The organism is Paenibacillus sp. FSL H8-0283, from assembly GCF_045040675.1.
Classification (GTDB): domain Bacteria; phylum Bacillota; class Bacilli; order Paenibacillales; family Paenibacillaceae; genus Paenibacillus; species Paenibacillus amylolyticus.
The window spans coordinates 2,249,725-2,276,610 of sequence record NZ_CP150295.1 but is presented as its reverse complement, the minus strand read 5'-3'; the positions used below and the strand labels follow the sequence as shown (position 1 = coordinate 2,276,610).

Annotated in this window: 29 protein-coding genes, 1 tRNA gene and 1 pseudogene; 9 read left to right on the top strand and 22 right to left on the bottom strand. The window is 45.7% G+C overall.

The window, feature by feature from the left end; genetic code table 11:
* The first annotated feature begins 116 nt into the window (after positions 1-116).
* Positions 117-515, top strand: coding sequence for a hypothetical protein (locus tag MHI52_RS10375; RefSeq protein ID WP_340903475.1), 399 nt, complete (start codon positions 117-119; stop codon positions 513-515).
* A 99-nt stretch (positions 516-614) separates the two neighbouring features.
* On the opposite strand, the gene MHI52_RS10370 is transcribed toward MHI52_RS10375, so the two are convergent.
* The 10 genes and pseudogenes from MHI52_RS10370 to MHI52_RS10325 form a co-directional block, all read right to left on the bottom strand.
* A complete protein-coding gene (locus MHI52_RS10370) occupies positions 615-836 on the bottom strand; it encodes a DUF1450 domain-containing protein (protein ID WP_017689421.1) in 222 nt (73 codons plus the stop codon).
* A gap of 21 nt (positions 837-857) precedes the next feature.
* Positions 858-1,160 carry a heme biosynthesis protein HemY gene (locus tag MHI52_RS10365; protein WP_036609727.1) on the bottom strand — a complete coding sequence of 101 codons (303 nt, stop codon included), beginning with the start codon at positions 1,158-1,160 and terminating at the stop codon, positions 858-860.
* Positions 1,161-1,302: 142 nt separating this feature from the next.
* Positions 1,303-1,560, bottom strand: coding sequence for a hypothetical protein (locus tag MHI52_RS10360; RefSeq protein ID WP_017689423.1), 258 nt, complete (start codon positions 1,558-1,560; stop codon positions 1,303-1,305).
* Between the two features lie 196 nt (positions 1,561-1,756).
* Positions 1,757-2,968, bottom strand: coding sequence for a M14 family zinc carboxypeptidase (locus tag MHI52_RS10355; protein WP_405158978.1), 1,212 nt, complete (start codon positions 2,966-2,968; stop codon positions 1,757-1,759).
* Positions 2,969-3,196: 228 nt separating this feature from the next.
* Complete coding sequence (racE, locus tag MHI52_RS10350) at positions 3,197-4,006, bottom strand: glutamate racemase (RefSeq protein WP_076249991.1); 810 nt, start codon at positions 4,004-4,006, stop codon at positions 3,197-3,199.
* A gap of 220 nt (positions 4,007-4,226) precedes the next feature.
* Positions 4,227-4,604 (bottom strand): YtxH domain-containing protein, encoded by a 378-nt coding sequence (locus tag MHI52_RS10345; protein WP_017689426.1) that lies wholly within the window; start codon positions 4,602-4,604, stop codon positions 4,227-4,229.
* Between the two features lie 185 nt (positions 4,605-4,789).
* The gene (locus MHI52_RS10340) at positions 4,790-5,704 is read right to left on the bottom strand and encodes a DUF4261 domain-containing protein (RefSeq protein ID WP_076249925.1); all 915 of its coding nucleotides are present in this window, start codon (positions 5,702-5,704) and stop codon (positions 4,790-4,792) included.
* A 10-nt stretch (positions 5,705-5,714) separates the two neighbouring features.
* Positions 5,715-6,176, bottom strand: a complete 462-nt coding sequence (locus tag MHI52_RS10335; protein ID WP_340903474.1) for a HepT-like ribonuclease domain-containing protein — start codon at positions 6,174-6,176, stop codon at positions 5,715-5,717.
* 173 nt (positions 6,177-6,349) lie between these two features.
* Entirely contained in the window at positions 6,350-6,637 is a 288-nt protein-coding gene (locus MHI52_RS10330) for a Dabb family protein (protein WP_017689429.1), read from the bottom strand.
* Positions 6,638-6,923: 286 nt separating this feature from the next.
* A pseudogene (locus MHI52_RS10325) lies at positions 6,924-7,307 on the bottom strand (holin family protein); the annotation flags it as partial.
* Positions 7,308-7,755: 448 nt separating this feature from the next.
* Here MHI52_RS10325 and MHI52_RS10320 point away from each other — a divergent pair.
* Positions 7,756-8,352, top strand: a complete 597-nt coding sequence (locus MHI52_RS10320; protein ID WP_017689431.1) for a helix-turn-helix transcriptional regulator — start codon at positions 7,756-7,758, stop codon at positions 8,350-8,352.
* Between the two features lie 222 nt (positions 8,353-8,574).
* Here the strand turns inward: MHI52_RS10320 and MHI52_RS10315 are convergent, their stop codons facing one another.
* Positions 8,575-9,729, bottom strand: a complete 1,155-nt coding sequence (locus MHI52_RS10315) for a sn-glycerol-1-phosphate dehydrogenase (protein ID WP_405158977.1) — start codon at positions 9,727-9,729, stop codon at positions 8,575-8,577.
* Between the two features lie 158 nt (positions 9,730-9,887).
* Here MHI52_RS10315 and MHI52_RS10310 point away from each other — a divergent pair, with 158 nt between their 5' ends.
* The gene (locus tag MHI52_RS10310) at positions 9,888-10,073 is read left to right on the top strand and encodes a hypothetical protein (protein ID WP_036609735.1); all 186 of its coding nucleotides are present in this window, start codon (positions 9,888-9,890) and stop codon (positions 10,071-10,073) included.
* Between the two features lie 106 nt (positions 10,074-10,179).
* On the opposite strand, the gene MHI52_RS10305 is transcribed toward MHI52_RS10310, so the two are convergent.
* Positions 10,180-10,263 (bottom strand) — tRNA-Leu (locus tag MHI52_RS10305).
* Between the two features lie 226 nt (positions 10,264-10,489).
* Here MHI52_RS10305 and MHI52_RS10300 point away from each other — a divergent pair.
* Both MHI52_RS10300 and MHI52_RS10295 read left to right on the top strand, forming a co-directional pair.
* Positions 10,490-11,482 (top strand): Gfo/Idh/MocA family protein, encoded by a 993-nt coding sequence (locus MHI52_RS10300; RefSeq protein ID WP_405158976.1) that lies wholly within the window; start codon positions 10,490-10,492, stop codon positions 11,480-11,482.
* A 224-nt stretch (positions 11,483-11,706) separates the two neighbouring features.
* The gene (locus MHI52_RS10295; protein WP_017689435.1) at positions 11,707-12,069 is read left to right on the top strand and encodes a helix-turn-helix domain-containing protein; all 363 of its coding nucleotides are present in this window, start codon (positions 11,707-11,709) and stop codon (positions 12,067-12,069) included.
* A gap of 50 nt (positions 12,070-12,119) precedes the next feature.
* On the opposite strand, the gene MHI52_RS10290 is transcribed toward MHI52_RS10295, so the two are convergent.
* The 5 genes from MHI52_RS10290 to MHI52_RS10270 form a co-directional block, all read right to left on the bottom strand.
* Positions 12,120-13,631, bottom strand: a complete 1,512-nt coding sequence (locus MHI52_RS10290; protein WP_405158975.1) for a diguanylate cyclase — start codon at positions 13,629-13,631, stop codon at positions 12,120-12,122.
* Between the two features lie 272 nt (positions 13,632-13,903).
* Positions 13,904-14,641, bottom strand: coding sequence for a spermidine synthase (locus tag MHI52_RS10285; RefSeq protein ID WP_405158974.1), 738 nt, complete (start codon positions 14,639-14,641; stop codon positions 13,904-13,906).
* A 159-nt stretch (positions 14,642-14,800) separates the two neighbouring features.
* Positions 14,801-15,703 carry a LysR family transcriptional regulator gene (locus MHI52_RS10280; protein ID WP_017689438.1) on the bottom strand — a complete coding sequence of 301 codons (903 nt, stop codon included), beginning with the start codon at positions 15,701-15,703 and terminating at the stop codon, positions 14,801-14,803.
* A gap of 59 nt (positions 15,704-15,762) precedes the next feature.
* Positions 15,763-16,500, bottom strand: coding sequence for an SDR family oxidoreductase (locus tag MHI52_RS10275; RefSeq protein ID WP_405158973.1), 738 nt, complete (start codon positions 16,498-16,500; stop codon positions 15,763-15,765).
* Between the two features lie 24 nt (positions 16,501-16,524).
* Entirely contained in the window at positions 16,525-16,734 is a 210-nt protein-coding gene (locus tag MHI52_RS10270; RefSeq protein WP_082219187.1) for an Atu4866 domain-containing protein, read from the bottom strand.
* 112 nt (positions 16,735-16,846) lie between these two features.
* On the opposite strand from MHI52_RS10270, the gene MHI52_RS10265 reads away from it, so the two are divergent.
* A complete protein-coding gene (locus MHI52_RS10265) occupies positions 16,847-17,782 on the top strand; it encodes an AraC family transcriptional regulator (RefSeq protein ID WP_340903465.1) in 936 nt (311 codons plus the stop codon).
* A gap of 64 nt (positions 17,783-17,846) precedes the next feature.
* Here MHI52_RS10265 and MHI52_RS10260 read toward each other — a convergent pair whose 3' ends face one another.
* Complete coding sequence (locus tag MHI52_RS10260; protein ID WP_405158972.1) at positions 17,847-18,284, bottom strand: MerR family transcriptional regulator; 438 nt, start codon at positions 18,282-18,284, stop codon at positions 17,847-17,849.
* 168 nt (positions 18,285-18,452) lie between these two features.
* On the opposite strand from MHI52_RS10260, the gene MHI52_RS10255 reads away from it, so the two are divergent.
* From MHI52_RS10255 to MHI52_RS10245, 3 genes are all read left to right on the top strand, one after another.
* The gene (locus tag MHI52_RS10255) at positions 18,453-19,301 is read left to right on the top strand and encodes an SDR family NAD(P)-dependent oxidoreductase (RefSeq protein ID WP_405158971.1); all 849 of its coding nucleotides are present in this window, start codon (positions 18,453-18,455) and stop codon (positions 19,299-19,301) included.
* Positions 19,302-19,443: 142 nt separating this feature from the next.
* Complete coding sequence (locus MHI52_RS10250) at positions 19,444-20,607, top strand: oxalate decarboxylase family bicupin (protein ID WP_405158970.1); 1,164 nt, start codon at positions 19,444-19,446, stop codon at positions 20,605-20,607.
* Between the two features lie 79 nt (positions 20,608-20,686).
* The gene (locus MHI52_RS10245; protein ID WP_405158969.1) at positions 20,687-21,826 is read left to right on the top strand and encodes a zinc-dependent alcohol dehydrogenase; all 1,140 of its coding nucleotides are present in this window, start codon (positions 20,687-20,689) and stop codon (positions 21,824-21,826) included.
* 139 nt (positions 21,827-21,965) lie between these two features.
* Here the strand turns inward: MHI52_RS10245 and MHI52_RS10240 are convergent, their stop codons facing one another.
* The 4 genes from MHI52_RS10240 to MHI52_RS10225 form a co-directional block, all read right to left on the bottom strand.
* Positions 21,966-22,754 carry a class I SAM-dependent methyltransferase gene (locus MHI52_RS10240; RefSeq protein WP_405158968.1) on the bottom strand — a complete coding sequence of 263 codons (789 nt, stop codon included), beginning with the start codon at positions 22,752-22,754 and terminating at the stop codon, positions 21,966-21,968.
* A gap of 199 nt (positions 22,755-22,953) precedes the next feature.
* The gene (locus MHI52_RS10235) at positions 22,954-24,921 is read right to left on the bottom strand and encodes a fructose-specific PTS transporter subunit EIIC (protein ID WP_405158967.1); all 1,968 of its coding nucleotides are present in this window, start codon (positions 24,919-24,921) and stop codon (positions 22,954-22,956) included.
* Between the two features lie 90 nt (positions 24,922-25,011).
* Positions 25,012-25,923 carry a 1-phosphofructokinase gene (pfkB, locus tag MHI52_RS10230; RefSeq protein ID WP_405158966.1) on the bottom strand — a complete coding sequence of 304 codons (912 nt, stop codon included), beginning with the start codon at positions 25,921-25,923 and terminating at the stop codon, positions 25,012-25,014.
* A 2-nt stretch (positions 25,924-25,925) separates the two neighbouring features.
* Positions 25,926-26,672 (bottom strand): DeoR/GlpR family DNA-binding transcription regulator, encoded by a 747-nt coding sequence (locus MHI52_RS10225; protein WP_017689448.1) that lies wholly within the window; start codon positions 26,670-26,672, stop codon positions 25,926-25,928.
* Positions 26,673-26,886 lie beyond the last annotated feature (214 nt).

The window sequence follows — 26,886 nt, the reverse complement described above, 5'->3', positions numbered from 1 at the left end:
TACCCCTTTAGGATGGATAACACAAGCTTTCTTATTCTTCTTTTGTGTTTTTATCGTAACTTTAGTTGATTTGGCTACGTTTATTAGATAATCATGCCAAATCAGGAGGAATTCATTTGAAGAAAATAATATTGACACTCTGCATGTTGCCCTTGCTCATTTGGGTACAAGGCTGCGCTCCTGCAACATACGAGATAGAAGGATATACAGCGTCATCCATGAACCCAGACATCCCGGTTCCAACCAATTCAAAGCTCATTGAAAACATAGCTTATTCCGATGATCCCAATCTTAAAAAAGGGGCTAAGTATGAACTGAAACATATTGGGGGTGAACAAGGACTTTACCCGCCAATGGATTATTTTCAGAAGTTAGCGGATACAGGTTGGGTCGAATTGGAGGAAGAACGACTGGGGCATGTACATTTTCTGAAAAAGGATAATACGGTCATTGCTATTGAAATTCGAGAAGATACCTTCCAAATTACTGAAATGATAGAGGATGCCGCATTTTGAAGCAGCCACTCACTATTATCCAAACGCAAAAAAGGAGAGGCACATAGCCCCTCCTTGCGGATGTTTGAACTTTTCGTTCACTCACCTTGTTATATCCTACTACTTCACAAACTTTGCGACTTTGGCGAGCACTTCTTCTTCTGTCGGCGCACTGATATACCGACCATTAATAAAGACAAATGCACGTTTCGCGCAAGGACCGCAATAGGATTTGCACCCAATCTTGATCTCCGTGTCTGGAGCCATTTTCTGCAACTTGGGCACAATCGATTTCAGTCGGACATGATTACACTTTTCGCATACGCGGATATCGTTAGCCATGAGTTCCCCTTCTTCGCGCCCTTAGTGGTCGCCGTGATTACCCTGGGACGGATTCGTAATAACAAATCCCTCTTCCGGGAAGTAGAGGTAGTCAATTTTAACACCGTTTAACAAAGGCTGATCATTCGCGAGAATGACATCAATCTCTTTATCGGTAGATACAACTGTATCATTTTCTTTTGGTGTGTCGATATCCAGGCCGTAGTGAGCATGGTCACCATGTGCATGGGTGATGACAACGCGCAGTTTTTTTCCTTCGTTCTCCGGCTTGTCCAATTCAAGCTTCAATACTTTAGCAGCATTACGCGTAATTTTGCAGTTCATTCTCTTCATCTCCTATATTGTAATTGCAGATTTCAACAATTTCAGCATTCTTAAACTACAGCATCTATTGTAAAGAAAGTTACCGCTCTTCGCAATAACATTGATGCGAATTCAATGTCAATATGATCCATTGGGCCGCAAATTAAGAAGGTGCCCCCTCCTGAAGCACAGGATATTTACGTTCTGCCCGGCTTACAAACCAGTTCATCAGAATCAAAGTGACCCCGATATCATCGATGGGCATAAACGGCATTACGTCAGGAAGTACCCAGTACAACAGCGCTGGAATAATAAACAACAGCTTTTCTCCCAAAGGAATCTGCGGAGCCCGGAGCAGCCGGGGGAGCCTTTTGAAAACTTGTGTCCATCGTTTGAACGACAGTAGTCTTCTCCACTTCATTTGAATCCCTCCGTATAATTATATATGTCGCCGAAAAGGCACATCCATCATTACCCGTTCGAAAACCATTCAGAACGAATGACGTAACATGCCATTATAAAAAATAATAAAAACGGAACGTCGCTCATAGCGTCCGTTCCTGTTATACGAATGATCTACTGTTAAGTTTCACACCATCATAATTCAGGGTCTTGCCTCATTGTCCATTGGATAACAGTTCAGCCAGCAACATTCCCACTTCTATACAAATATCATCAAACTGTTCTACGGGAAGCGGATTAACACCCAATCCAACTTCTACCGTGAAGCCCGGTCTACCGAAATCTTGAATAAACCAGTCCTTGTATCCGGCATCACTGCCACCGAGCTTCACCGCCTTGTAGCCGGAAGCTTTGGCGAGTCTACGCGACAGCGGTCCACTCTCCCTGGGTTCCAGGTCACGGTAGTTCCAATAGATCTCCTGTCCCTGACTATGCAGGGATACAACCGCATCAAATGTATGTTGCTGCGTCCACTGCGCAAGCGCCTGTGCCTCCGGTTCTGTCAATGGCGCTGTCCCCGCATAATCCCTGGGGCCCGGTGAGGTTATACCTCTTCTCGCTGCCTCTTCATCCCAATGGGCTGGAAATTGATCATTCAGATCCACCCCTCTGATGTTGGCCTTCCAATGGGTGAAATGTGATCTGTCGGCATTCCAGGCCAACAACTGCTGTGCATGTGGATGCTGATTGACCACACCTTCCTGAACCAGTTCGACCCCGTCCGGATTAACCATCGGCACGGCCCAGAGTGTCGTCTCTTGCATCCAGCGTTCTGTCTGGTATTGATGCCATGCCCTATGCGCACCATACGCCTCGGCATACTCTTCAATAAACTTCATCAGAACTGCTGTTGTCAACCACTCATTCGCATGAACGGAAGCGTTAACATGGATATGTCTCGCCCCTTGCCCAATACGCAAATAAGGCAGCGACTTGCCCATGACACTTGTTCCGATTGAACCCGTTTCAATAAACGGGTATTGATTCTCCAGCTTGTCTATATCCCTGATTAATTCTCGATAACCATACTCTCCCTGAATCTTTACAATAGTTTTTCCATTCGAAGCCGGAATATGAATACAGCGACCAACCCAGTCGGTTATATTGGTAATTTCAGGATTGGCCTGGCGCAACAACTCTTCGTCCAGACCAAATCTCCCTGCAATCTCCCCTACACTTTCTCCAGGCGGTACAGCGTATCTGCGATCTGTCCCGGGGACAATACGCAGCATCTGACCTGCCAGCAAGTATGGCTGGGAAGCCACTTCCGGGTTTAGTGCAGCAAGTAACTCTTTGGTCATATGGTGTGCTGACGCAATTCGCGGCAATGTATCTCCCCGCTGAACGATAATCCACTGCAGATCCATGTTGTTCTCCTTTCCACAGGAAAAGACAGGTCTCCTGTCCAGTTCTGACCAATTTCGTGTCTGTAACATATGTATGCAGGTCAGGTTGTCCGTCATGTGACAAGAATCATGTTTATCTCCGGTTAATGCATAATGACGACAAAAAATCCCGGAACTTCACAGTTCCGGGATAGTCCACAACCAAATTACATTAATTAAAAGTCTTATTCATGCATAATTTGAGTATAACTATGATAATTGCGTAACTTGCCAGACAACAGGGGTCTTGGAGATCTGCTCCCCCAACCATCGACGGGTGATATTCTGGAACATTCTCGGGTCACCCGTGCAGAAAAATTGATGCACCGGAGTCTCATCCCCACTGGCCAGCTTTCGTTTATCATATAAAATCGTACTGATTTCACGTGCCGTTTCATCTGCTGAACTGATTAACTTCACTTCCTGTCCCATAACTTCCTGAATCGTGTCCATGAGAAAGGGATAATGCGTACAACCCAGAATAAGACAATCAATTGGCTGTTGTTTGATCTCGCCCAATGATTGTTCCACCGTATGTGTCGTGTGCTCGGAACGAAATTCACCTTGTTCCACCAACGGCACCAGCGCCGGACAAGCCTGACTGACCACATCAATATAGGGGGACAACTGCTTGAGTGCCGATGTATAAGCCCCACTACCTATGGTACCTGTGGTACCAATCACACCAATACGTCCTGTACGTGTCGCTGTGATTGCGGCCCGCGCACCTGGATGTATAACACCAATGACAGGCATATTCACCTTGCCACGGATATACTCCAACGCGGCTGCTGTTGCTGTGTTACAGGCGATAACGATAACCTTCGGATCGAATTGGATCAAGAAATCAACGATTTGTTCCGTAAATTGTTTTACTTGTTCGGACGAACGGGGTCCGTACGGTGTCCGGGCAGTATCCCCAAAATAAATGATCTTTTCCCGCGGGAGCTGACGCATCACTTCCTTGGCGACGGTCAATCCCCCCACACCGGAGTCTAATATAGCGATTGCTTGCTGCACGAACACACCGCTTCCTTCTTCATTGAATTGGTTCTCAAAACGATTGTTTCTCAGAGCTTTCTTCCTACCGTATGAACATTCCGGCAAAAAGGTACCTACATCTTACCCGATTTCATCGCAGGGTTCAAATTAAATCCACGCGCTACGTCATCTATGTGTGGACACGCAACAAAGCAGGCTCTCCTCTAATTTAGAGGAAAGCCTGCTTATCAAGCTTTGCTTAGTTGTCGTCCTTGGACTCATCCGCAGGAAGCTTCGCTACGATGTCAATTCCGGGTTCATCCACTGTTTTATCGATATCATTATCCACAATGGCTGCCGATATGCGAATTTCTTTCCCTTCAGCGCAATTGCGCCAGGATTGAATATCCTGAATCACGACATCTGCGGTCTCTTTAACTTTGGATACGATCTGTGAACTTTGTTCTCCCACGATACCAGCCAGTTCCTGACCTTTCTCCGATACCTGACGAGCACCTTCTGTAATATCCTGACGAAGTTCACGGCCCGATTTTGGTGCCAGCAATAATGCCGTTACTGAACCAACCACGGAGCCAATAAGAGCTCCCCACAACAAACTTTTGTTAGAATCCTTCACGTCACATCTCTCCCTTTACTATTGTTTAAGTACCGGACTAGAAGCAACGGTCTGTCGCTCAGCCATCCGGGCGAATGCCTACTCTGTTGATGCATTATAAGCAGCACAGGCTTGACTTGACACTCCAGATGTTAAAAATAATCTGAACGCCCTTTTTGAATGGATGCAAATGACTTGGCTTAAACTCAGTTCTGACGAGCCGGCTCGAGATCAGCCGCGGCATGCTCATCCCCCGGGTCCAAATCAATGACATATCGTCCAGGTGCAATCAATGCCGCCTGATGTTCACAACGCCAGCGACGTCCACCTGAAGAACCCAGCGTCTGTCCATCTTGCAGAACATCCCCCTGATCAAATATGTAATACGCTGCACCCAGTAAGGTCTGAGCCACCGTATCGGGATCAAGACCGACGAAGTGACACTGGACATCAGGTACACCCAGCGCAGATAATCCCACGGTATCCATGACCAACCCGCGCTGTTCCTCTGTACCTCCGGCTTGATACATTCGAACATTCATGGCTGCATACAGATGTTCCTCACGTTCCTGAGCTTGCGTATATGCTTCCGGTTCAACCAGCTTATCACTGCCATACCAATACAGCGCGTCACAGGTCACACTCTCCATGATTGCCAGTACAGTCTTCTGAAACAGCTCCAGGCGCTGTTTACGAGGCATGGCAGCCGTGAACATATCATGTATCCGAATGGAGTAACGCGCAGCTTCCACAGCTTGTCCTGCATCCGGCCAATGCCATGCTTGTTGCAGAGCACCGCCAAAGCGAGCACGATCTGCGATTTCATTCACAGGAAGCATACAAGTCTGAGCAGGGATATCCCCTTCCTGGAAGGATACCTTGTGGTCCAGATGATAGAAGACAAGCATCTCATGCTTTTGCCCTCCGCTCTCTTGTTTCACATCCAGTCGGACTTGTCCTGTATGACGGATCATAGCTTCCTGCAAACGCAGGCGATCCACCTCTGGACGTTCCCGGAACAAAAGTTCAACCATATACACCGGATGGAATCCGGAAGGTGTTTCATTTGTTTCGTTACTTTCAGTATTTACTTCATTGAATTCTTTTGATTCATTTGTCATGCGATTTCCCTCATTCCTTACGCTGTCCCTCGGCTTGTGCCGTATTGAAAGGACCAAGTTCTTTTTCCACGTAGGCGCTAACCTGAGTAGTAAAATGTTCAAGTATACTCGGCAACTCTACGCTAAGTGGATGGAGCTCAGACCGCTCCCAAGTGTAATAATCCTGCACCAGTGGCTTGCGTAACGTGACAAGCTGACGCAATATCTCATAGGTCGGATTATCAAAAACCTTTTCTTCATAATTAATCTGAATAATATCATCATAGCTGCTTGCATCTCTCATGATGAAGCCGTCGATCAGATAACTTCCCACATCGGTAACAATCTCGATCGCCAGGTGAAGACAACGTTCCTGTACCATACCCAGCATGAGACTGCCATCCCAAGCTTCTGCTGCCCCGCGAAGCCCTTCAGCTACTTCCGGTACAGTAGCAAGCCGGCGGGCAATCTGTTCTCTGTTCACATAATACATTCGTTCACTTCCCGTTCAGTGAGTTATCGGTTCCGTTTCCCTCTTCGCTTAAGCCAGAATATCATCACAGGACATGCGATTAGAAACACAACAAAAATATATAGAAATTCCATAACGTCTCTTAAATCGCTCATGCAGAGTCCCCTTTATCTCAACGTAGTTTGAATGATAGATCAGATTTCGTAGTCCACTGCAATTGACTGTTCTCTGACTTCGTTCATGTACTTGATAACTTCCTGATGAAGCGGGTGTACCTGATACGCCTGGAGATCCTCCAGTGATGCAAACTCTGCTGTGAGTGAAATGTCGAACGATCTCTCCGAGCGAAGCACATCAATCCCGATTTCAAGTGAAACCAGGACATCAATTTTACCTTCCAGATTGCGAAGCACCTGAGCTGCAGCTTCAATACTTTCTGCTGAGCGATCTTTCATTTTGAACAGGACAATATGTTTTATCATCTGGGCAAACACCTCGTTTAATATAATAGTAGAAATGAATGAATTTTCATGTATCCAAAATATATCATAACGTTCTCTATTACGAAAGGATACTTGGAAACGTTCTCTTGATTAAGAAAAACTAATCCGAACCGTTTCCTTTCGATTCGGATTTCTTTTGCGATCCATCCTCCGTCTGTTTCGCGGAGTCATCCTGCAAAGTTTGTCCTGTTTCAGCCTGCTGTTTGATGTCGTCCGGGGTTTGCTGCGGTTTGGACCATTCACGATTCGTCAGATACTCCTGATCCTCCTGTTTCTTCAACACTGCAATGGCCTGTCTGAGCTTTGCAGGCAATGGAAGACCGATTTTGGCATAATTCTCTGTAATCGAAATGAGTTCATTCACCAGATAGAAATAAATAGCTCCGCCTTTGATAAAATCGGTTCCCATGATCAGATCAATTCGATGAGCAAGCAAAACAACCGTCAGCATGAGCCCTTTGCGAGCAATCCCCCAGAATCCAATATTGCTATTCAAGCCGGTACCTGTTCTTACCGCCGCTGCCAAACCTGTTATATAATCCACAGCCATCGCGACCGCGAGCAGGCTCAGCAATTGATCCCATCCGCCAAAAGCAAACGTAACAAATGCTCCCGAGATGACAGCAAAGGTATTCACAGATAGATGCACGTTCCTCACCTCTCCTTTACACTTGAGTATCATACAATATATGTAAAAGTAAGAGATTTGACAGGTCACATGTCATGCTGAACATGCGGATTTATCATTTCAGATTTGTGCACATCCTCTTCGCAACAGGGGAATGAAAATCACATGCTTTTGGGGAATTCAGGGAAATAAACCGCATCATATCAACAAAAAACAGATAAAAGTTCTTTAGACCTAGTAATAAGTAATTGGAACTATATTATTTTTATTCCTGTACATTTTCTTCCCTCATTTTTAGTGAAACATTGTAATCTAGGAATATACTAGGATGTGAATTGCGCATGGTCTAGTTCGTAGTTCCCTCTTTATCGTGAATTGACGCATTGACGCATTTGTAACCGGTAATCCCGGCACTTGAAAGTACCCCGTTGTTTATTGTAGTATTTGGTTAAAAAAAATCGGAGGAAATATGCCTAATCAACCAGAACAACATTCCATCCAGGCGTGGTCTCTGATCAACCGTAAATACTTGGGAAAAGGCGTCCGTGTTAAACGATTCCGAAAACCGACACGCTGTCAAATCCGCAATCGTGTTCTTCTTGCCGTGCTGATGGCCAATGATATCAAGTTGTCCCAGCTTGCTGAAGACCTCTCCATCTCTTCACGCAGTGTCAGTGCGTGGGTATATGAAGGACGGATACCCGGCAGTACCAATTTGGACAAGACTTGCCAATTACTCGGCTACCCGCGTCATATTCTCTTCAATGAAGAAGTTGTGCGTAATAGCCCTGTCATATGTCAACCCGAGTCATCTCGCTTCATGAAGCGTACGGTGACCCGTTCTCCGGTTAGTAACCGTATTTTGACAGGCTTGTGTATGGTCCATGATCTGTCGGTGACAGATGTCAGCCACTGGATCGGGGTTCATCCCGGCACTTTCCGCAAATGGCTGCATCAGGGAACACTGCCTTCTGCTGCATTTCAGGAACAAGCGGAGCAATTTTTCCGTATCCCGAAAACTATTTTGTTCGCAGATGTCATCTTGAAAGATCGTCGCAACAACTAAATAAGCGAACAGCCAAAGGCTCTGATCTCCCCATAGGGAGGCCAGAGCCTTTTTTAAAATAAAATGCATGCCTTCTCTCTCGGACTTGAAGCACTGTTCTGGCTATTCCATCAGAAATGTCAGATAACCTACCCTTTTTCGTCTTTTGCTCCCAAGGAGAGCCATCACAGCCCGCTACAAGTGAAGTTAATGCATTTCATCATGATCATTCTCTCTAAAAGGTCATCCTAATCTCGTGTTTAACACTTCATTAATATATCTCAATCCGGTATATCGAGGACGAAGCGTATGCGCTGTGTTGAATGCATGTTCCACCATCTCCGGGGTTACACCGAGTTGCTCAGTAGTCACAGGGCCACCTACTTGTTCCAACCATGCGATGAGCTGAGAAGCCTCCGGCAATTGATCATATATCCCAAACACCGGTTCACCCGATGTCTGTGCAAGTTCTTTATATTTCACCGTAAGCAATGCACAAGCTACGCCAACTTTGGCACCATGCAGAACCGTCCTTTCTCCCGCTTGCATCAGATCCATCTCCAAAATATGGGACAGATGATGCTCACCTCCGGATGCCGAACGGGAATGGTCAATGATCAGCATGGAGATACCGGAAACAATTAAGGCGTCCATTAATACAGCTACTCCCTCTGCTCGCCCCTCCGCAATCGCTTGTACATGATCTATGCAGGTATTCAGCGCTTCTTCTGTCATCCGATAAGCAACCGGACAGAACGGTTCCCCGCCCAGATCACGAGAAACAATCCAATCTGCAAGGGAAGTATATTTGCCAAGCATATCTCCGAATCCGGCAGCCGTCATCACTTGGGGAGCTTGCTCCAGGATATTCATATCGGCAAAAATGGCTTCAGGCGGAACAGCCTGAAATGTCTGTTTGATTCCGCTTACAATTAAGGGTGCACCAGCAGAGGTAAAGCCATCTACTGAAGCCGCTGTCGGTATCGACAGAAAGGGCTTATTCATTTTGGAACAAACAAATCTCACCAGATCATGAATGGTACCTGAACCCACCGCAATTACAGCCTGACTTTCGAGTCTCACACCCAACATAACCTGCACAATAGCTGCTTCATCCGCAATGATATCCCCCGTGCGATTCTCCGGTAGAGCGATCTCATCCACATGCATTCCCGCTTCGCGAATACTACTCAGCACATCAGATCCGGCGGCCCGAAACGTATGTCGATCATAAACAACCGTCACTTGACGATATCCTTGCTCAGACAAATAACCCGGTAACCTCTGAATGGCCCCAGCTTCCAGATGTATCAGCATATCCACCACTCGGTGTTGATGACCGCAAGCACACTGTTGTGCTTCCTCATTCCATGCTGCAATTCGTTCGTTCATATTCATTCGCTCTTACCCTCCCATATGAGATATCATGCATAATTAACGGGTTAAAACCACAAGATAAAAAAGGAAATAAAATGTGATGATTTTCCTGATCACACTTTACTGCCTGTACCCAATATTTGCAAATCCATATCTCACATTTCCAAGTAGGTGAAGCAATGAAATTAACGAAAGAATTAGGAATTTCGCTCGGATTTCTCGCTGGAACCACTTTTGGCAGCGGTATCGCTTTTTTGTTTCGTCTCCAGTCGGTTGAAGTGGTTGCCAGTGTAACGCTATTTGGTATTGCAGGAGCCATTGCCGGGATCATCACGGCAGTCATTCTGCGCCAGCGGCAACATTAGCATTAGCATGCTGGTAGCAAAATGTAGGCTTCACACGAATGATCCACAAAACAAAAAAAGGTTCGTGAATTGCCCTAGAGCAACTCACGAACCTTTTTTTGTTAGATGCGGTCGAGAGGACTCGAACCTCCACGGGGGTTAGCCCACACGGACCTGAACCGTGCGCGTCTGCCAATTCCGCCACGACCGCATAATATGTATCTCCTCATCCATCGATGAAAAGCGTTCCGGTGAAACAATTCCTTGTTTTACCGTAATTCAGAGTATACATGCTCCAAAATAAAAATGCAACTTCTTTTTTTATTCATTCACGAAAAGGACATATGTCCTTTTTTCTCAACTTCAAACACCCTATCGTAGCATTAAACAACAAATATACCATCCATAAGAATGCAAAAATGAAGGAGAGATCCACCTTGAAAACAACCCATCTGTGCTTTATCGGTGCCGGGTTTCATGCATCCACGAATATTTACCCTTCTGTTGTTGAAGCCGGAGCGCAGATCCAGGCCATTGCCACACGCAGTATGGAACGCTCTGAAGCAACTCTGCTGCGATTTGGCAGCAACGGACAAGCGTATGACAATGCTCAGCTTATGTTGCAGCAGGAACTCTGTGACGGAGTCGTTGTGGTCGCCCAGCCTGTTGATCAGACCGCTCTTGTTCTCGAATGCATTCGGGCTGGCAAGAATGTATACGTGGATAAGCCGCTCGGATGGAACGCAGCGGAAGCCGCCACTGTAGCAGAAGCTGCCGAGCAGGCTGGCGTCGTTGTCATGGTCGGTTTTATGAAACGTTATGCCCCCATATACATGAAGCTGAAGGAGCTAATTGATAGTGGTTCGCTAGGTAAGGTACGTTCATTCCAGATGAAATTTGCTGTAGACAGTACCCCATTTTGCAAGGATGAGGAACAGTTCATGAAGCTCGCTGCCATTCATATGGTCGATCTGATGCGTTACTTATTCGGAGAAGCAATACGAGTTACAGGCACAACCGTGAAGGACGGGGAACACATTAATCAAAGTATTTCCCTTGTATTTGAGAATAGCGTAGTAGGTAGCGCTTATTTTACCGGCATGAGTGCTTGGTCACGGGAAAGTGAAAGTGTACTCGTCACCTTTGACAACGGATTTGCGTCAGCTGAAGAGATCAACACACTTACTGTTCATCAATCCCGAAGCTCGACCAGCCTTCCTTGGAAATCTCTCGAGGAGCAAGATACTGTATTTACACCTTCCGGATCTCCCATGTCCGGAGCTTATCGGGACCTTTATCTACGCGGGTTTGTTGGTGAAATGGCGCACTTCATCGCGTGTTGCCAGAATCAGACTGTCCCACATTCCAGCGCCAGGGATAATATTGCAACGATGGCTCTATGTGACTCCATTCTATCGTCACTGAAGTAGCGTATATACGCTCATCATCATATTTTATACATCCAGCGAAGAGCCTGAAACCCGGGCTCTTTTTTTATCTTATAGACATCAACACATCTGCCTTCGACTATAATTAGGGTTTATAATCTGCATCATAAGTGATATGCTCTTTCATGAACTATACGTACGTTATGTAATATAACCACCCAAATAGATACTATAGAAAATCACCGTAAAGTGGAGGTGTACTTATAATGAAAAAGGACGCGACCAAGCTATGTCCCGCGCCATACGGCTGTTCCGTGGAAGTTACCCTCAGTGTGATCGGAGGCAAATGGAAAGGTGCCATTTTGTATCATTTATTCTCTGGTCCTTTGAGATTTAACGAGATCCGAAAATTGTTTCCTGACATTACCCAGCGTATGCTCACCCTGCAACTTCGAGAGTTGGAAGGTAGCGGAATTGTTCATCGTGAAATATACCCCCAGATCCCACCTAAAGTGGAGTATTCCCTCACACCATTCGGTGAAACGTTAAGGCCGATTATCTTCAGCATGCGAGATTGGGGAGAAACGTATACAAATGAGGTTCTGGCCAGATCCTCACAAGAGGTATAGTACACAAAAGAAGCTGTCCCTGGTTTTTAGGGAACAGCTTCTTTGCTCACTTATTTAATAACCGATTGGATCGTAACCGTACGGTTACGTCCCTCTTCCTTCGCTTGATACAGTGCATTATCCGCCAAGTGAAACAGTTCTGTGGATGTTGTGGAGTGCTTCGGATATTCAGCAATTCCAGCCGAGATGGTCACGGAACGATCTATAGGCAATACGCTTTCTTCGACCGTTATTCGGATACGTTCAGCAATCTCAAAAGCGACGTTAGACTCGGAATTTCTTAACAAGACTACAAATTCCTCTCCACCAAACCTGGCGCAGACATCTTCTGGTCGAACAGACAATTGAATGATATTGGCAATGTGTTTTAATACTTCATCCCCAGCATGATGCCCGAATGTATCATTAATGGACTTGAAGCGGTCGATATCCAGAACAATAATGGAGAATGGCGCCTCATCCTGAATCCATTCCTGAATGACTTCTTCGAAGGTTCTGCGATTGTTCATGCCTGTTAAAACATCGGTTCTGGCATCATAGACAAGCTGGTTTGTCTGTTTCCTAAAGTTCGCCAATGCGCCAACAACTGCTCTTGTTAGAAGGTCTGCCTCTCTATTCCAGTGAGGTTTCATCACAGGCAGATCCACTTGTCCCTTATCGACCTGATTCACCAAATCAGCCAGCATAGCAAAAGGACTGGCCAGCTTGCGTGCCACCCGAACCACAATAAGGGTCAGGATCAGGAAAGGCACTGAGGTGTACAGCAACAACATACGGATATGATGATTCAACTGATCGTACACCGTTTGGGTTGGAGACACGATTACGACGCCCCAATCTGTTGATGGAACTTTGTAATAACCTGCAAGCGAATCCACACCTGCCAGGTTTTTGTATTGTTCTTTACCGTGCTTGTTTACTAGCAGCTTTTGCACCACTTCATTTTTACTGACATTTTCACCAATTCGGTTGGTGTTTGGGTGAAATAACAAAGTGCCCTTCTTATCCACAATAAAAAAGTAGGACCCATTACTTGTCTTGAGCTGACTGCCAAAAGACAGACTCAATATATTATTTTCCTGCAAAAAGATATTTCCACCAATCGTTCCTTGGTACTCCCCTGCCGAATCAAAGATCGGTTCACTGACAAATACAATTCTGCGTTTGGTTCTGGGTGTCTGGTACGCTTCGGAGATATACGAAGCCCTCAATTTAACCGCTTCTTTTGCTGCATTGGAACTAACATGGTGACCTACACTAGCCTGTGAGTACGGTGAGGTAGACCTGATTACTCCCGCTTTATCTACCAAAGAAACGGAATTGAAAAAATTACTGCTATTGCGAACCAAATCCAATGTGGAATTCAACTCTTTTGTATTGGAGTGATCCATATCCGGGAAATATGTGGCTGCATATTTCAAGCTCTCCTGCATGGAATAAAAAAGCGAATCCAGCGTTTGGCTCATTTGCACAGCGCTTGCATAGTTTAGGGACAGGGTGTTATCAATGAGTGACTGTTTCTGAGATGTATAAGATGAGATGACCATGAGGGTCAATGTCATTAAAACTGAAATAGTGACCAACCCGCCGAGTAAAGCCGTGAGGCTGATCTTCTTGATGTTTTTTATTTTTCTTCGTAATCTTCTAGATCTCTTGATCTGTGCAATCATCGTTTACTTCCCCCGGATTTTCATGAAAAAGCATATTCCTTCTATCTTATACGAAAGTTGTTAAGATCAAATAAAGAGACTGAGAAATCTTAACAATTACATCGTAAGATTGACGATTTAATGACATTTTACTTTCCCTGGAAGAATCACTGTTCAGGATCGCCCTAATCGACAATGATATATCCTTCTTCTGGCTCTTGTTCAACAAACCCTGCCATCTGACGAACCTGAAATTCGATCGGGTGATGACTACCCATTAAAATGCGATTTTGAACTTCATCCGCTGTTTCTGTAGGTAATGCGAATGCACGTGTATAGGCAAACTCTGCCTGAAGTGTCGTATAGATCGCATTGACAAGCCGATCATTGCCCGCACGCCCGAACACATTAAGGATCACAGCTCCGTCCGAGTCCAGCTTGTCCTTGACCATGGCAAAAAAATCACTGGATATAAACTGCTCGGGTGTACCCGTTGCCGTAAAGGCATCAATAATAATATAATCATATGTCGCAGCAGGTTCCTGACCTAATATTTCACGACCATCCCCAATGAGCACAGGGCTTCCCTCATATCCAAAAAAGGTCCGGCTCAACTCCACGACCTCTGCGTCAAGCTCAGCCACTTTTACCTGACGATCAGACAAGTAGGTTGGCAATGTGCCAATACCATGTCCCACCACAAATACGGTATCAAACTCAGGATCATTCCGTTCCATTAGATGCACCATCGCTCTCGGATACTCCAACACCATCCGGTTAGGCTCATCCAGATCCATGGCTCCCTGCACAGCTGCGTTGGAGAATTCTAATACACGAAACTGGCCCTTCTCTCCATAAAGCTTTTTGGTATCATATACCGTCAGCTCATGCTGTTCACTTTTATTCCGATACAGAACTCTCACTAACCGTTCTCCCTTCAATCTATTGCACACATTCGACATATACCTTCATTCTATTACACGGGATGACAACATACCACCCTATACTTTAAAGATCATAGTACAACAAAAAACCGTTCCGACTCATTCGGAAACGGCCTTTTGATGAACCATTTAACACTTCTAAGACCCTATGGCCTCATGCAGAGCCTGGACATATGCTACACCCAGATTAGAGAGAGAAGTGCTCTTGTGGCTTATCCACCCTACATTAATGGATTCCTCACATTCCAGCGGTACAGGAATGATCTCGTCTCCGTTCAGATCAGCGCTAAGTACACCTGTAGAGATCGTATAACCATTCAGACCAATCAACAGGTTAAACAATGTTGCGCGGTCATTGACCTGTATGCTTTTGGGGTGAGATAACGTACTTAGGATCTCTTCGGAAAAGTGAAAGGAATTGTACTCTCCCTGATCAAATGACAAGTACGGATAATCTTGCAGTTGCTCGATTGCAACCGACTCTTGTTTCGCCAGCGGGTTCTTCACACTGATAAAGATATGGGGCTTGGCTGTAAACAAACTCGTGAAAACCAATCCCGCATCTTTTAACAATTTGTTAATCACCTTGGCATTGAACTCATTCAAATACAGAATGCCAATTTCACTACGCAGGCTTTTCACGTCCTGAATAATCTCGTAGGTCTTTGTCTCCCGAAGCGCCAACTCGTATTCATCCTGACCATACTGCTGTACCAGACGAACAAAGGCATTCACTGCAAACGCATAATGCTGCGTCGATACAGAGAAGTGCTGCGGGGATGGCTTGGCGTTCAGATAACGATTCTCCAGCAATTCAGCTTGTTCTACCACCTGACGTGCATAACTCAGAAACTCAACGCCTTCTTTAGACAGAGATATTCCCTTATTGGTACGTTCAAAAATAGTAATTCGCAACTCCTGCTCCAGATCCCGAATGGCATTCGAAAGGCTGGGTTGCGAGATAAACAACCTTTTGGCTGCTTCATTCATGGAACCGCGCGTGGCAACTTCGATCACATATTTTAGTTGTTGTAATGTCACTGCACTATTCCTCTTTTCGTATCAATTGAATCTATTATATACCAAAAGAGGATCCGAACTTAAGCCATGCTTGCTGTCGGTCTAACTACAATCTCATTTACGTCCACCTCTGCCGGCTGGCTAATGGCATACAAGATACTTTGCGCAATTGCCGAGGCGGGAATCGATATGCGCCGATACTCTTTCATGAGATCACGTGCTTCTTCATCAGAAATCGTATCCGCGAGTTCCGATTCCGTCACGCCCGGTGATACAAGGGTTACACGGATATCTCCGCCTACTTCCTGTCGCAACCCCTCCGAAATGGCGCGGACCGCGTATTTGGTTGCACAATACACCGCTGCCGTTGGTGACACAGCATAGGCTCCAATAGAGGCGATATTAATAAACTGGCCGAAACCCTGCTTTTTCATGACGGGCAGTCCAGCCGCAATGCCATGCAGAACACCACGAATGTTAACATCTATCATGCGATTCCACTCATCTACTTTTAACGATTCAAGGGGAGATAGCGGCATAACTCCAGCGTTATTTAAAATAACATCGATACGTCCATAGCGAGTTTGAGCGTGGTCAACGATGGTTTGCATCTCTTCCAATCTGGTAACATCCAGTGAATGATACTCCACCGATCCGCCCTCCAAACGAATGGCGGAGGCCAATGCCTCCAAACGTTCCTTACGTCTAGCTCCAATAACTACATGTGCTCCATGCTGTGCAAGCAATCGAGCTGTTGACTCACCAATTCCACTACTCGCACCGGTAATGACAACAACTTTCCCTTTTACATTGGACATATTAAATCGCTCCTTATTTGGTTGTTATTGTACATTTTCTCGATACAAAACCATGCCTGCATGGTACAAAACGCCGTCCCTGAAGTCTCCATCCGCTGTAAATCCCGTATCATCCACGTATTCTATATGTTTCCCACATACGGGTGTTTTGGTTCTTGTTGGTCGCCCATTGAACTGAGCTCCATTGTCTCTCACTCCTCTCTGCTTCAAAAAGATTCCATTGCTTATCTCCATTATGTAGAGGATCAGTCGTTGTACGATAGAAAAATCCCGCAATATTCTTGCCTATTCCTCCAGAGCATTTTAAAATAATAGTAATCGTGGTTTACAAGGGGGGCTGCAATTCATGCTTATCAAAACAAATGAAACGGATACGAGCATCACGGAGCAGCAGCAACAATTGGCTCAACTTATTGAGCATTTCACCCCAAGTGACGGGATACATCCAACAGCAATTCCATCCCTTGCCTTAATCCGTGCCTCCGAGATCTCACAACCCATATATTCCGTTTATCAGCCTTCCCTCTGCATTGTCGCCCAAGGTTCCAAATTAGTTATACTCGGCCGCGAGAGCTACACCTACGACCTGTCACAATATTTGGTAGCTTCCGTAAACTTGCCTATTTCAGGGCAGGTTATAAAGGCTACAACCGAACATCCCTATCTATGTATTCGACTGGATTTTGATTCAGGGCAGATTTTCGATCTGATTCAGGATACGCCTTCTGCACAACCCAAACCTGACCATACAACACAAAGAGGATTGTTTGTTAGCTCAACCAAACCTTCCCTTCTTGAAGCCGTGATCCGATTGGTTCGGCTGCTGGATACACCTGAAGACATTCCTGTCCTTGCCCCTCTGTTTATCCGCGAAATTCTATATCGTATTATCCAGGATGAACATGGACATTCCATCAAGCAGTTTGCTATTCAGGACAGTCATGCACAACACATCGCCGAGGTGATCGAAGTCATCCAATCTGATTACGCTAAGCCACTTCGGATTGAACAACTTGCTGCCATGATCAACATGAGTTCTTCCTCATTACATCATCATTTCAAAGCGATTACTGCCATGAGCCCTTTGCAATTCCAGAAACAAATTCGATTGCATGAAGCCCGGCGAATGCTGCTAGCAGGTTCAACCGATGCCGCCGACGCTGCGTTCCAGGTTGGCTATGAAAGTCCGTCTCAATTCAGCCGGGAGTATGCACGCATGTATGGTCTCCCTCCCAAAAGCGATATCAAACGACTTCGTCTTACACTCGATATTAAAAACTAGAAACAACAAAAAGACCCGCGTCATCATGACGTGGGTTTTCGGATTCATATAGGCAGCAGTGCCATCAAGAGAATAGGTTCTGTTTTTCAAAAACAGACATCTGGTTCTCCCCGGTAATAGGACATTCATCAGGATACATACTTCGTTTCTCCAACTTCTCGTCGATAAAATCAACCACCTGCTGTAGCGAAGCAATCTGTGCTTCAACTTTCTTCCGGTGATTCACCAGCATCTCCCATTCATCCGGGAAATCTGAGAGATCGGAATCCATGGACATTTGTAAATAAGGCTTCATTTCCTCCAGAGACATTCCTGTTTTTTTCAGGCAAGTGATCAACTTCATCGTATGGATATCCTCCGAGCGATATACCCGATGGCGATTGGCCTTGCGTTCCGCTCGGGGAAGCAGCCCAATCTTCTCATAATAACGAATTGTATCTTCTGATAATCCGGCCTGTTCTGACGTTTCTTTAATGGAGAACACTTCATTCTCACTCATCATATGGGCCTCCTCCACATTCATTTCTCTCCATATTACAACTTGGAGCTGACTCCAAGTCAAGCATGATCCATTCCATCCCAACACCCCTTGACTTGGAGTCGACTCCAAGTTATAGAATGAGCGCAGCATACAGATTCGTTCTGTAATCCCATTCTTCTGGAGGTATATATGAATATACAAAATCAACTTCGCACAGCTCTCATCACAGGGTCAACGTCAGGAATTGGTCTTGAACTGACACGCCAGTTACTGGCTGAAGGATGGCAGGTAATCGGTCTCAACCGCTCTGCTTTCCCATCCGAGGATAACGATATTCAGAACGCCTTACGTACAGGCCAGCTCCGTTGGGTTCAGGCTAATCTGACCAACTACGACAGTTTGAGAACTGCACTGGATCAGATTAAATCCGATACCGATTCAATTGATGTCTTGTTTAACAATGCCGGAGGCAGCGCTGCCGAACTTCGTTTCTCTGATCAGGGGCATGAACTACACTTTGAACTTCAGACGGTAGTCCCTTACATCATCTACATGGAATTAGTTGAGCTATTGCTCAAAGGACAGATGAAAACAGTTATTAATACTTCCACCACCTCGTTCAATATGGTCAGACAATTTGATATGAACATTCTGGAACGTCCAGCCGAATTCAAAAAGCTGTTTGGTCCTTATGCCACCTCGAAGCTCGGCTTATCCCTATGGACACGCGAGGTTGCCAAGTCTGCCAATGCGGATGGCATGCAATTACTAAGCGTAGATCCCGGTGGAAATAATACGCTAAGGGGCAACAAAACATCCGGCCTGCCCTTCTATATCAAACCTATCATGAAATGGTTCTTTCCTCATCCAAGCCATGGCGCTTCGCTGCTCTACAATGCGGCCTTATCCCCAACCAGACACGAATCCGGTGCATTCCTGGTTAAAAATAAAGCGGCAGTGCTTCGTTTCACAGAGCAAGGCCCTGCTGTTTTAAAGCGGGTAAACGAGATCTACGAGCAGCGTTTTCGTACAATGTAGTCTGGAATAAAGACGTGACCACATGCGGTCACGTCTTTTTTTGTCGTTTGTCCCTCATATTATCCAGGCCCTGATTCATAGGTGTAAACATAACGATACAATGTCGCGCGTGACATGTTATTGAATCTGGAGGGATCACTCAATGACCAAAGGACAGCAACCTAACGAAAAACCATTTATTATCCCGCAACCCATTCGCAGTGATGGCGCTGGTGGACCTGATCTGGGACCCAGAGACGTCATGAGAGATATACAAAACCCCGATATGCTGGTACCTCCGGCAACCGATAACGGGTTATTGCCCAATCTGAGAATGTCCTTTTCCGATACACATATGCAATTGAACCATGGGGGTTGGTCACGTGAAATCACCGTACGGGATCTCCCTATTGCCACTACACTGGCCGGTGTGAACATGAGCCTGACACCGGGAGGTGTAAGGGAATTGCACTGGCATCAACAATCCGAGTGGGCCTATATGATCTGGGGAACGGCAAGAATTACTTCGGTAGATCAGAATGGACGTAATTTTATTGCGGATGTCGGGCCTGGCGATCTTTGGTTTTTCCCCAAGGGTCTACCCCATTCCATTCAGGGACTGGAGGATGGTTGTGAATTTCTGCTTGTGTTTGATGACGGGTCCTTCTCCGATCTGAATACGTTATCGATATCTGATTGGTTTGCCCATACCCCACCAGAGGTATTGTCTGTCAATTTCGGCGTGCCCGAATCCGCTTTTCAGTCAATACCGAAGGAACAGGTCTACATTTTCCAAGATACCGTCCCGGGTTCCATCGAGAGCCAAGAAGTTCAGTCGCCATATGGTACCGTTCCTCTCACATTCAAACACCGATTGCTGGCCCAGGAACCACTCATTACCCCCGGCGGAAGCGTCCGGATTGTCGACTCCACCAACTTCCCCATCTCAACTACCGTTGCAGCCGCACTCGTTGAGATCCGACCTGGCGCCATGCGTGAACTGCACTGGCATCCCAATGCAGATGAATGGCAATACTATCTGACAGGACAAGGGAGAATGACTGTCTTTGGAGGCAATGGCATTGCTCGCACATTTGACTATCGGGCTGGAGATGTCGGATATGTTCCTGTCGCAATGGGACACTATATACAAAATACCGGCACAGACACTTTATGGTTTTTGGAGATATTCCGAAGTGATCGATTCGAGGATGTATCGCTGAATCAGTGGATGGCGTTAACCCCGCGGGATCTGGTCCGTGACAATCTGAATGCGCCGCCTGAGTTGCTCGATGCCTTGCGTAAAGTAAAATGGCCTGTCGTTTAATTTAGTATGTATATCTATCATTTAAGCTGAAATGGGGTAATTGTCAGAGAATCCCACTATATAAGGAGGAATATGAAAGATGAGAGCCGTTACGTATCAGGGAATCAAGGACATTCAAGTCAAAGAAGTTGAAGATCCCAAACTGCAACAGAAGGATGACATTATCGTTCGTATTACTTCCACAGCTATATGTGGATCCGATTTGCATATTTATCAGGGAGCCTTGCCTGCTGCCAAAGATTATGTTATCGGTCATGAACCGATGGGCATTGTAGAAGAAGTAGGTCCAGAAGTGACACGTGTGAAGAAGGGGGACCGTGTGGTCCTGCCTTTTAACATCGCTTGTGGTGAATGCTTCTATTGCAATCATGACATGGAGAGCCAGTGCGATAATTCCAATGGCAATCCGGATATTCATACAGGTGGATATTTTGGATTCACCGAACGTTACGGAAACCACCCCGGAGGTCAGGCAGAATTATTGCGTGTTCCCTACGGGAACTTCACTCCGTTTGTGATTCCTGAATCCTGTGAACTGGAAGATGAAGCTTTATTATTCCTGTCCGATGTTCTTCCAACCGCATATTGGAGCGTGGAGAATGCCGGAGTTAAACCGGGAGATACGGTCACTGTACTCGGTAGTGGACCCATTGGGCTGATGACGCAGAAGTTCGCCTGGATGAAAGGTGCCAAACGTGTTATTGCTGTGGATCGCCTGCCCTATCGACTGGAGAAAGCCAAACGTTTGAACGATGCAGAGATCTTTAATTTCGAAGATTACGATGATATGGGTGAGCACATTCGTGAGATTACACAAGGCGGAACCGACGTTGTTATCGACTGTGTAGGTATGGATGGTAAAAAAACCACGCTGGAGGAGATCGGACAGAAGCTGAAACTTCATGGCGGTTCACTGAGTGCGATCGAAATCGGCATGAAAGCGATCCGCAAATTCGGTACACTCCAACTTACGGGTGTATATGGCTCTTCCTACAACATGTTTCCGTTAGGTAATTTGTTTGAACGCAATATCAATCTTAAAATGGGACAAGCTCCTGTTATACATTACATGCCTGAATTGTTCCGCAAAATCACTGCTGGTGAATTTGATCCAACGGAGATCATCTCCCATCGGATTTCACTGGAGAATGCAAGCGATGCATACCGCATTTTCAACGATCATGAAGACGAATGTACCAAAGTTATACTAAAACCCTGAACCGTCGCTTTGATTATAAATATGCAAAATAAAACAAGCAGAACTACCTGTTCAAGGTACTCTGCTTGTTTTATTTTATCGACATTCATCCTGTTACCGTTGCATAAACTGCTCAGCCAGCTAAATGGTCTGTACCTAATCAGACATGAGTCGGTTTAGTCGCTTGGATATACACACTTTCTCCTTGGAAGCTGTCGAGCTTCCCGTTCGTTGTCACTTCAAAATTGAAAAATTTTCTGATGATGGACGGTGCACTCAACATACTTGCTTCAAGTTCCCCTCTCTCCCGTTCCGGCAGTGCCGCACGGTTACACCACTCTTCAAACTTAAAGCGCTTCTGGAAGGAAACCATCGTTTCCATTCGGAAGCCCGCATACTCCAGCATATGAATCCATTCCGTCTTGCGCCATGCTCGAACATGGCTTGCATCCCGGCACTTCTCCACTTCATTGTAAAACTGGTCATTCTCATCACGTTCAGGTGCCACGTTGTCAATGAATAACAACCTTCCACCAGGCTTCATAACTCGTAATGCCTCATGAACAAACGAAGAAACATCCGGAAAATGGTGAGCAGCGATTCGGCAGGTTACAAGGTCATAGATATCATCATCGAATGGCAGCTTCTCTGCATCCCCGGCAACAAAATCTACATTACGGTGTCCATTGCCCTGGATAAATGCTTCAGCTACCTGAAGCATTTCTTCCGTTAGATCGAGGGCTGTCACCCGCTGAACAAGTGGAGCCAATGCATTAGCGACATGCCCTCCTCCAGTGGCGATATCCAGCACGTTCATATCCGGAGTGGCTTGAGATGAAGCCACGAGCAACGCGAGATCCTCACCTTTGGCATGCCCCGAACTCGTCACATATTTACCTGCATTTTTCGCAAACTGCTTCTGCACCTGACTTTTGATTACATCAGACATTCCAATTCCTCCTGCATAAGTTTCATTAGACGAAACATAGTTTCAAAATATAATTATATTTATTTTACCATAGATGAATGTAAAAGCTAAATAAGCATTTTACACAAATCCGGAGGCAACTTTCCACTACCTAACCAAAAAGCTGAAATAAAAAACATCCCCCAAGTGAATTTCACCCAGGAGATGTTTCTTATATTTATTACTTCACAAGCGTTGGTGACTTCTTCCACAGTCCCAGAATCAGACCGGAGATCACAGAACCAATCGCAACAGCGAGCAGGAACAATAATGCGTGGTTCGCCAGTGCTGCAACAAAGATCCCGCCGTGCGGAGCTGGTACATTAATGCTCCACAGTTGTGTCAATCCGCCAGCAACAGCGGAACCCAGAATACAAGAAGTCAATACACGTAATGGATCAGCCGCAGCAAATGGAATTGCACCTTCTGTAATGAAAGAGAATCCAAGTACATAGTTAGTCAGGCCTGATTTACGTTCTTGCTCTGTAAATTTGGATTTGAAGAATGTTGTTGCAAGTGCAATCGCCAGAGGAGGCACCATACCGCCTGCCATTACCGCTGCCATCCATGCACCGTCTGTGTTACCACTGGATGTGAATACACCAATGGCGAACGTGTAAGCTGCTTTGTTGAACGGTCCACCCATATCGATGGACATCATACCGCCAAGCAGCAAGCCCAACAATACCGCATTACCTGTACCCAGATTACCCAGTGCATCTACAAGCCAGGTGTTCAGGGAACCAAAGATTGGATCAAAGACATAGAAACTGATGGCACCCACGATCAGTAAACCAAATACCGGATACAGCAAGATTGGTTTCAAGCCATCAATCGCTTTTGGCAATCCTTTGAACAACTTACGGAGACCAATAACTACATAACCCGCCAGGAAACCGGCAGCCAAACCACCAAGGAAACCGGCATTTGAGTTAACCGCCATCAATCCACCGACCATACCAGGCATCAGGGCTGGGCGATCACCAATGCTCATCGCGATAAATCCGGCAAGTACCGGAATCAGGAAGTGGAACGCACCTGTTCCGCCACCGATCGTTTGAAGCAGTTGCACAATCGGATTCTCAGGGCTAGCAAGCTGTTCGAACAAGAAGGAGATTGCTAGCAGTATACCGCCACCTACAACGAATGGTAGCATATGCGAGATACCATTCATCAGATCTTTATAGATTTTGCTACCTACACTAATCTTGCCAGTGCTTGCACCCTCTTCCTTGGCATTTCCGCCTTGGCTGCGATAGATCGGTGCATCACCGTTAACGGCCTTGCGAATCAGCTCTTCGGATTTACGGATTCCATCACTCACCGGTCTTTGTAATACCGGTTTGCCATCGAAACGTGCCATCTCCACATTTTTGTCTGCGGCAACGATAACCCCTTTAGCACGAGCGATCTCATCAGCAGTGAGAACATTCTGCGCTCCTTCAGAGCCGTTTGTCTCTACGCGAATATTAATGCCCATTTCCTGAGCTTTCTTTTTAAGTGCATCTTCAGCCATAAACGTATGAGCTATACCGGTTGGACAAGCAGTAACCGCAACAACAAAATCTTCCGAATTGGCGTTACCTACAATCACACCAGAAGTATTCTGTTGCTGATCAGTAGTAGAAGTGGATGCGGCATTTGCTGCTTTTTCAGCTTTAGCTTTTTCTTTGGCTGCTTCCTTCTCAGCTGCTTCAGCCTGTTTGGCATCAAACAATGCACTAACTTCGGCTGGTGTATCTGTACTCATCAATTGTGAGATGAAATCGCTATCAATCAACAACCTGGAAAGAGCTGCAAGCGTACGCAGATGGGTATTACCTGCGCCTTCTGGAGCCGCAATCATGAAGAACACATGAGCTGGCTGATCATCCAACGCTTCAAAATCAAGTCCTTTTCTACTCTTGGCAAATACAACTGTTGGTTCGTTCACCGCTGTTGTTTTGGCATGTGGCATTGCAATTCCGCCACCGATACCTGTGCTGGATTCAGCTTCTCTTTTATAGATCATTTCCTTGAACAGGACCGGATCATTGATTCGTCCGCTTCGGTTCAGGCTTGCAATTAGTTCATCAATAGCCTCATCTTTGGTTGTGGCTTGCAGGTCCATGATCATCGTTTCTTGGATCATCAAGTCTGTTATTCTCATCTTGGTACACTCCCTTAAGTTCAGTCGGCCTGCATAGGCAGGCCTCACTACATTACAATTACAATAAAGACCTTCTATAAGACCGTTAGACTAGATTGTCGTAATGGTCACTTGATTACGCAATTCATCAATCAATTCACGTGTTGCCAGATCATCCGAGAACGCAGTTGCGCTTCCAGATGCAACCCCTGTGCGGAAAGCTTCCAGCAAATTTCCGCTCTGTACATAGGTACCTACGAATCCGCCAATCATGGAGTCACCGGCACCAACCGAGTTTTTCACAGTACCTTTTGGCACATTCGCATGATGAACTTCCGCTTTGGTAATGAATAATGCACCCTCGCCTGCCATGGAGATCAACACATGTTTGGCACCGGCTTCCAGCAACTTACGCCCGTATAACACCAGTTCCTCGCGAGTATTAATCGTTACACCGAACAGTTCGGCCAGTTCATGATGATTTGGCTTCACCAGCAACGGTGCATGTTCAAGAGCTTCCATTAACGCAGGGCCAGTTGTATCAATCACAAATTCGGCACCCGTTTGCTTGCACACTTTAATGAGACGATCATAAAAATCCGTTCCGAGTGAAGGAGGTACACTTCCGGAGAGAATGACAATATCTCCTTTTTGCAATGAGGACAATTTGTGAAGCAACTGCTCCGCCTCTTCGGCACTTATTGCAGGTCCAAGACCATTAATCTCTGTCTCTTCTCCATGCTTCAGCTTGATGTTAATGCGAGTATCGTCTGCAATCGTAACAAAGTCTGTCCGAATGTTATCTTCTTGCAACTTTTCATTAATGAAACGTCCCGTGAATCCACCAAGGAAACCAATAGCCGTGTTATCTGCTCCAAGTTGATTCAGTATGCGAGAGACATTAATGCCTTTGCCGCCAGGGAGCTTCAAATCCCGATTCATTCGATTCAATCCGCCAAGCTTCAGCTCATCCACTTCCACGATGTAATCAATGGACGGGTTAAGTGTTATCGTATATATCATCGTTATCCCTCAATTATTTTAGTTTTCTGGGCGATTCCAGGCCGCCAATGTTCTGGCATCTGCTCGGTAATCAAATCGGCCTCCTCCAAATCAAACAATTTGGCAAAAGTAATTTCCCCTATTTTGCTGGAATCAGCCAGCACATAAGATTTTCCCGACAATTGATGTGCACGCCTTTTAATCAAGGCTTCCTCCGGATCCGGTGTTGTATACCCCATTTCGGGATCAACTCCGTTGCTTCCAAGAAAACATTTATCAAAACGGAAATTATCCATGTTCTGTAATGCGATACTGCCAATGACTGCTTTTGTATGAATTTTCATCATACCTCCGAGCAAATAACTGCGAATACGCTTGCTTACCAAAGCCTCAACATGTGAAAGTCCATTGGTAACAACCGTTACGTCTTTAGCTTCAATAAAAGGAATCATGGCTAACGTTGTCGTTCCTGCATCCAGATAAATGCATTCGCCATTTTCGATCTCCTGTGCAGCCAAACGGGCAATTGTCGTTTTTTGTTGAATGTTTTTGAACGTTTTTTCTTCCATGCCCGGTTCCAGCGTTTTTTCATTCACCAGTGCGGCACCGCCGTGGATGCGTTTGAGCATCTGACGACTCTCCAGATCGATCAAGTCACGCCTAATCGTTGATTCAGAAGCACCCAACACATCAACAAGCTCTTGCAATTTCACAATTCCCTGTAAATGTAAGCGCTCTATAATTGCAGCATATCGTTCTTCAGTCAGCATCTTCATTCCTCCAACTGCTTCTATAGTATCATAATTCACTCAAAAAACAACCACTTTCATTCAAAATAATTTAAAAACATTCAAAAACCCGCATCTTTCGACTTATTTTCTTGTCCAATTGTCCCTTTCCCTTACTTCATGTTCTTAAAGTTGGAATTCCGTGCCCTTCAAATCTTCATTAAAAATCCTGCAGCCTCCAGCGCTGGATGCGCGG

What these genes read in the sequence shown, in the direction of transcription:
- MHI52_RS10335 (WP_340903474.1), bottom strand. Translation starts at nt 6,176, where the DNA reads ATGTATTATGTGAACAGAGAACAGATTGCCCGCCGGCTTGCTACTGTA.
- MHI52_RS10330 (WP_017689429.1), bottom strand. Translation starts at nt 6,637, where the DNA reads ATGATAAAACATATTGTCCTGTTCAAAATGAAAGATCGCTCAGCAGAA.
- MHI52_RS10255 (WP_405158971.1), top strand. Translation starts at nt 18,453, where the DNA reads ATGAATATACAAAATCAACTTCGCACAGCTCTCATCACAGGGTCAACG.
- MHI52_RS10250 (WP_405158970.1), top strand. Translation starts at nt 19,444, where the DNA reads ATGACCAAAGGACAGCAACCTAACGAAAAACCATTTATTATCCCGCAA.
- MHI52_RS10355 (WP_405158978.1), bottom strand. Translation starts at nt 2,968, where the DNA reads ATGGATCTGCAGTGGATTATCGTTCAGCGGGGAGATACATTGCCGCGA.
- MHI52_RS10370 (WP_017689421.1), bottom strand. Translation starts at nt 836, where the DNA reads ATGGCTAACGATATCCGCGTATGCGAAAAGTGTAATCATGTCCGACTG.
- MHI52_RS10245 (WP_405158969.1), top strand. Translation starts at nt 20,687, where the DNA reads ATGAGAGCCGTTACGTATCAGGGAATCAAGGACATTCAAGTCAAAGAA.
- MHI52_RS10240 (WP_405158968.1), bottom strand. Translation starts at nt 22,754, where the DNA reads ATGTCTGATGTAATCAAAAGTCAGGTGCAGAAGCAGTTTGCGAAAAAT.
- MHI52_RS10365 (WP_036609727.1), bottom strand. Translation starts at nt 1,160, where the DNA reads ATGAACTGCAAAATTACGCGTAATGCTGCTAAAGTATTGAAGCTTGAA.
- MHI52_RS10310 (WP_036609735.1), top strand. Translation starts at nt 9,888, where the DNA reads ATGAAATTAACGAAAGAATTAGGAATTTCGCTCGGATTTCTCGCTGGA.
- MHI52_RS10320 (WP_017689431.1), top strand. Translation starts at nt 7,756, where the DNA reads ATGCCTAATCAACCAGAACAACATTCCATCCAGGCGTGGTCTCTGATC.
- MHI52_RS10225 (WP_017689448.1), bottom strand. Translation starts at nt 26,672, where the DNA reads ATGCTGACTGAAGAACGATATGCTGCAATTATAGAGCGCTTACATTTA.
- MHI52_RS10360 (WP_017689423.1), bottom strand. Translation starts at nt 1,560, where the DNA reads ATGAAGTGGAGAAGACTACTGTCGTTCAAACGATGGACACAAGTTTTC.
- MHI52_RS10260 (WP_405158972.1), bottom strand. Translation starts at nt 18,284, where the DNA reads ATGATGAGTGAGAATGAAGTGTTCTCCATTAAAGAAACGTCAGAACAG.
- MHI52_RS10295 (WP_017689435.1), top strand. Translation starts at nt 11,707, where the DNA reads ATGAAAAAGGACGCGACCAAGCTATGTCCCGCGCCATACGGCTGTTCC.
- MHI52_RS10290 (WP_405158975.1), bottom strand. Translation starts at nt 13,631, where the DNA reads ATGACATTGACCCTCATGGTCATCTCATCTTATACATCTCAGAAACAG.
- MHI52_RS10315 (WP_405158977.1), bottom strand. Translation starts at nt 9,729, where the DNA reads ATGAATATGAACGAACGAATTGCAGCATGGAATGAGGAAGCACAACAG.
- pfkB (WP_405158966.1), bottom strand. Translation starts at nt 25,923, where the DNA reads ATGATATATACGATAACACTTAACCCGTCCATTGATTACATCGTGGAA.
- MHI52_RS10275 (WP_405158973.1), bottom strand. Translation starts at nt 16,500, where the DNA reads ATGTCCAATGTAAAAGGGAAAGTTGTTGTCATTACCGGTGCGAGTAGT.
- MHI52_RS10235 (WP_405158967.1), bottom strand. Translation starts at nt 24,921, where the DNA reads ATGAGAATAACAGACTTGATGATCCAAGAAACGATGATCATGGACCTG.
- MHI52_RS10265 (WP_340903465.1), top strand. Translation starts at nt 16,847, where the DNA reads ATGCTTATCAAAACAAATGAAACGGATACGAGCATCACGGAGCAGCAG.
- MHI52_RS10340 (WP_076249925.1), bottom strand. Translation starts at nt 5,704, where the DNA reads ATGACAAATGAATCAAAAGAATTCAATGAAGTAAATACTGAAAGTAAC.
- MHI52_RS10270 (WP_082219187.1), bottom strand. Translation starts at nt 16,734, where the DNA reads ATGGAGATAAGCAATGGAATCTTTTTGAAGCAGAGAGGAGTGAGAGAC.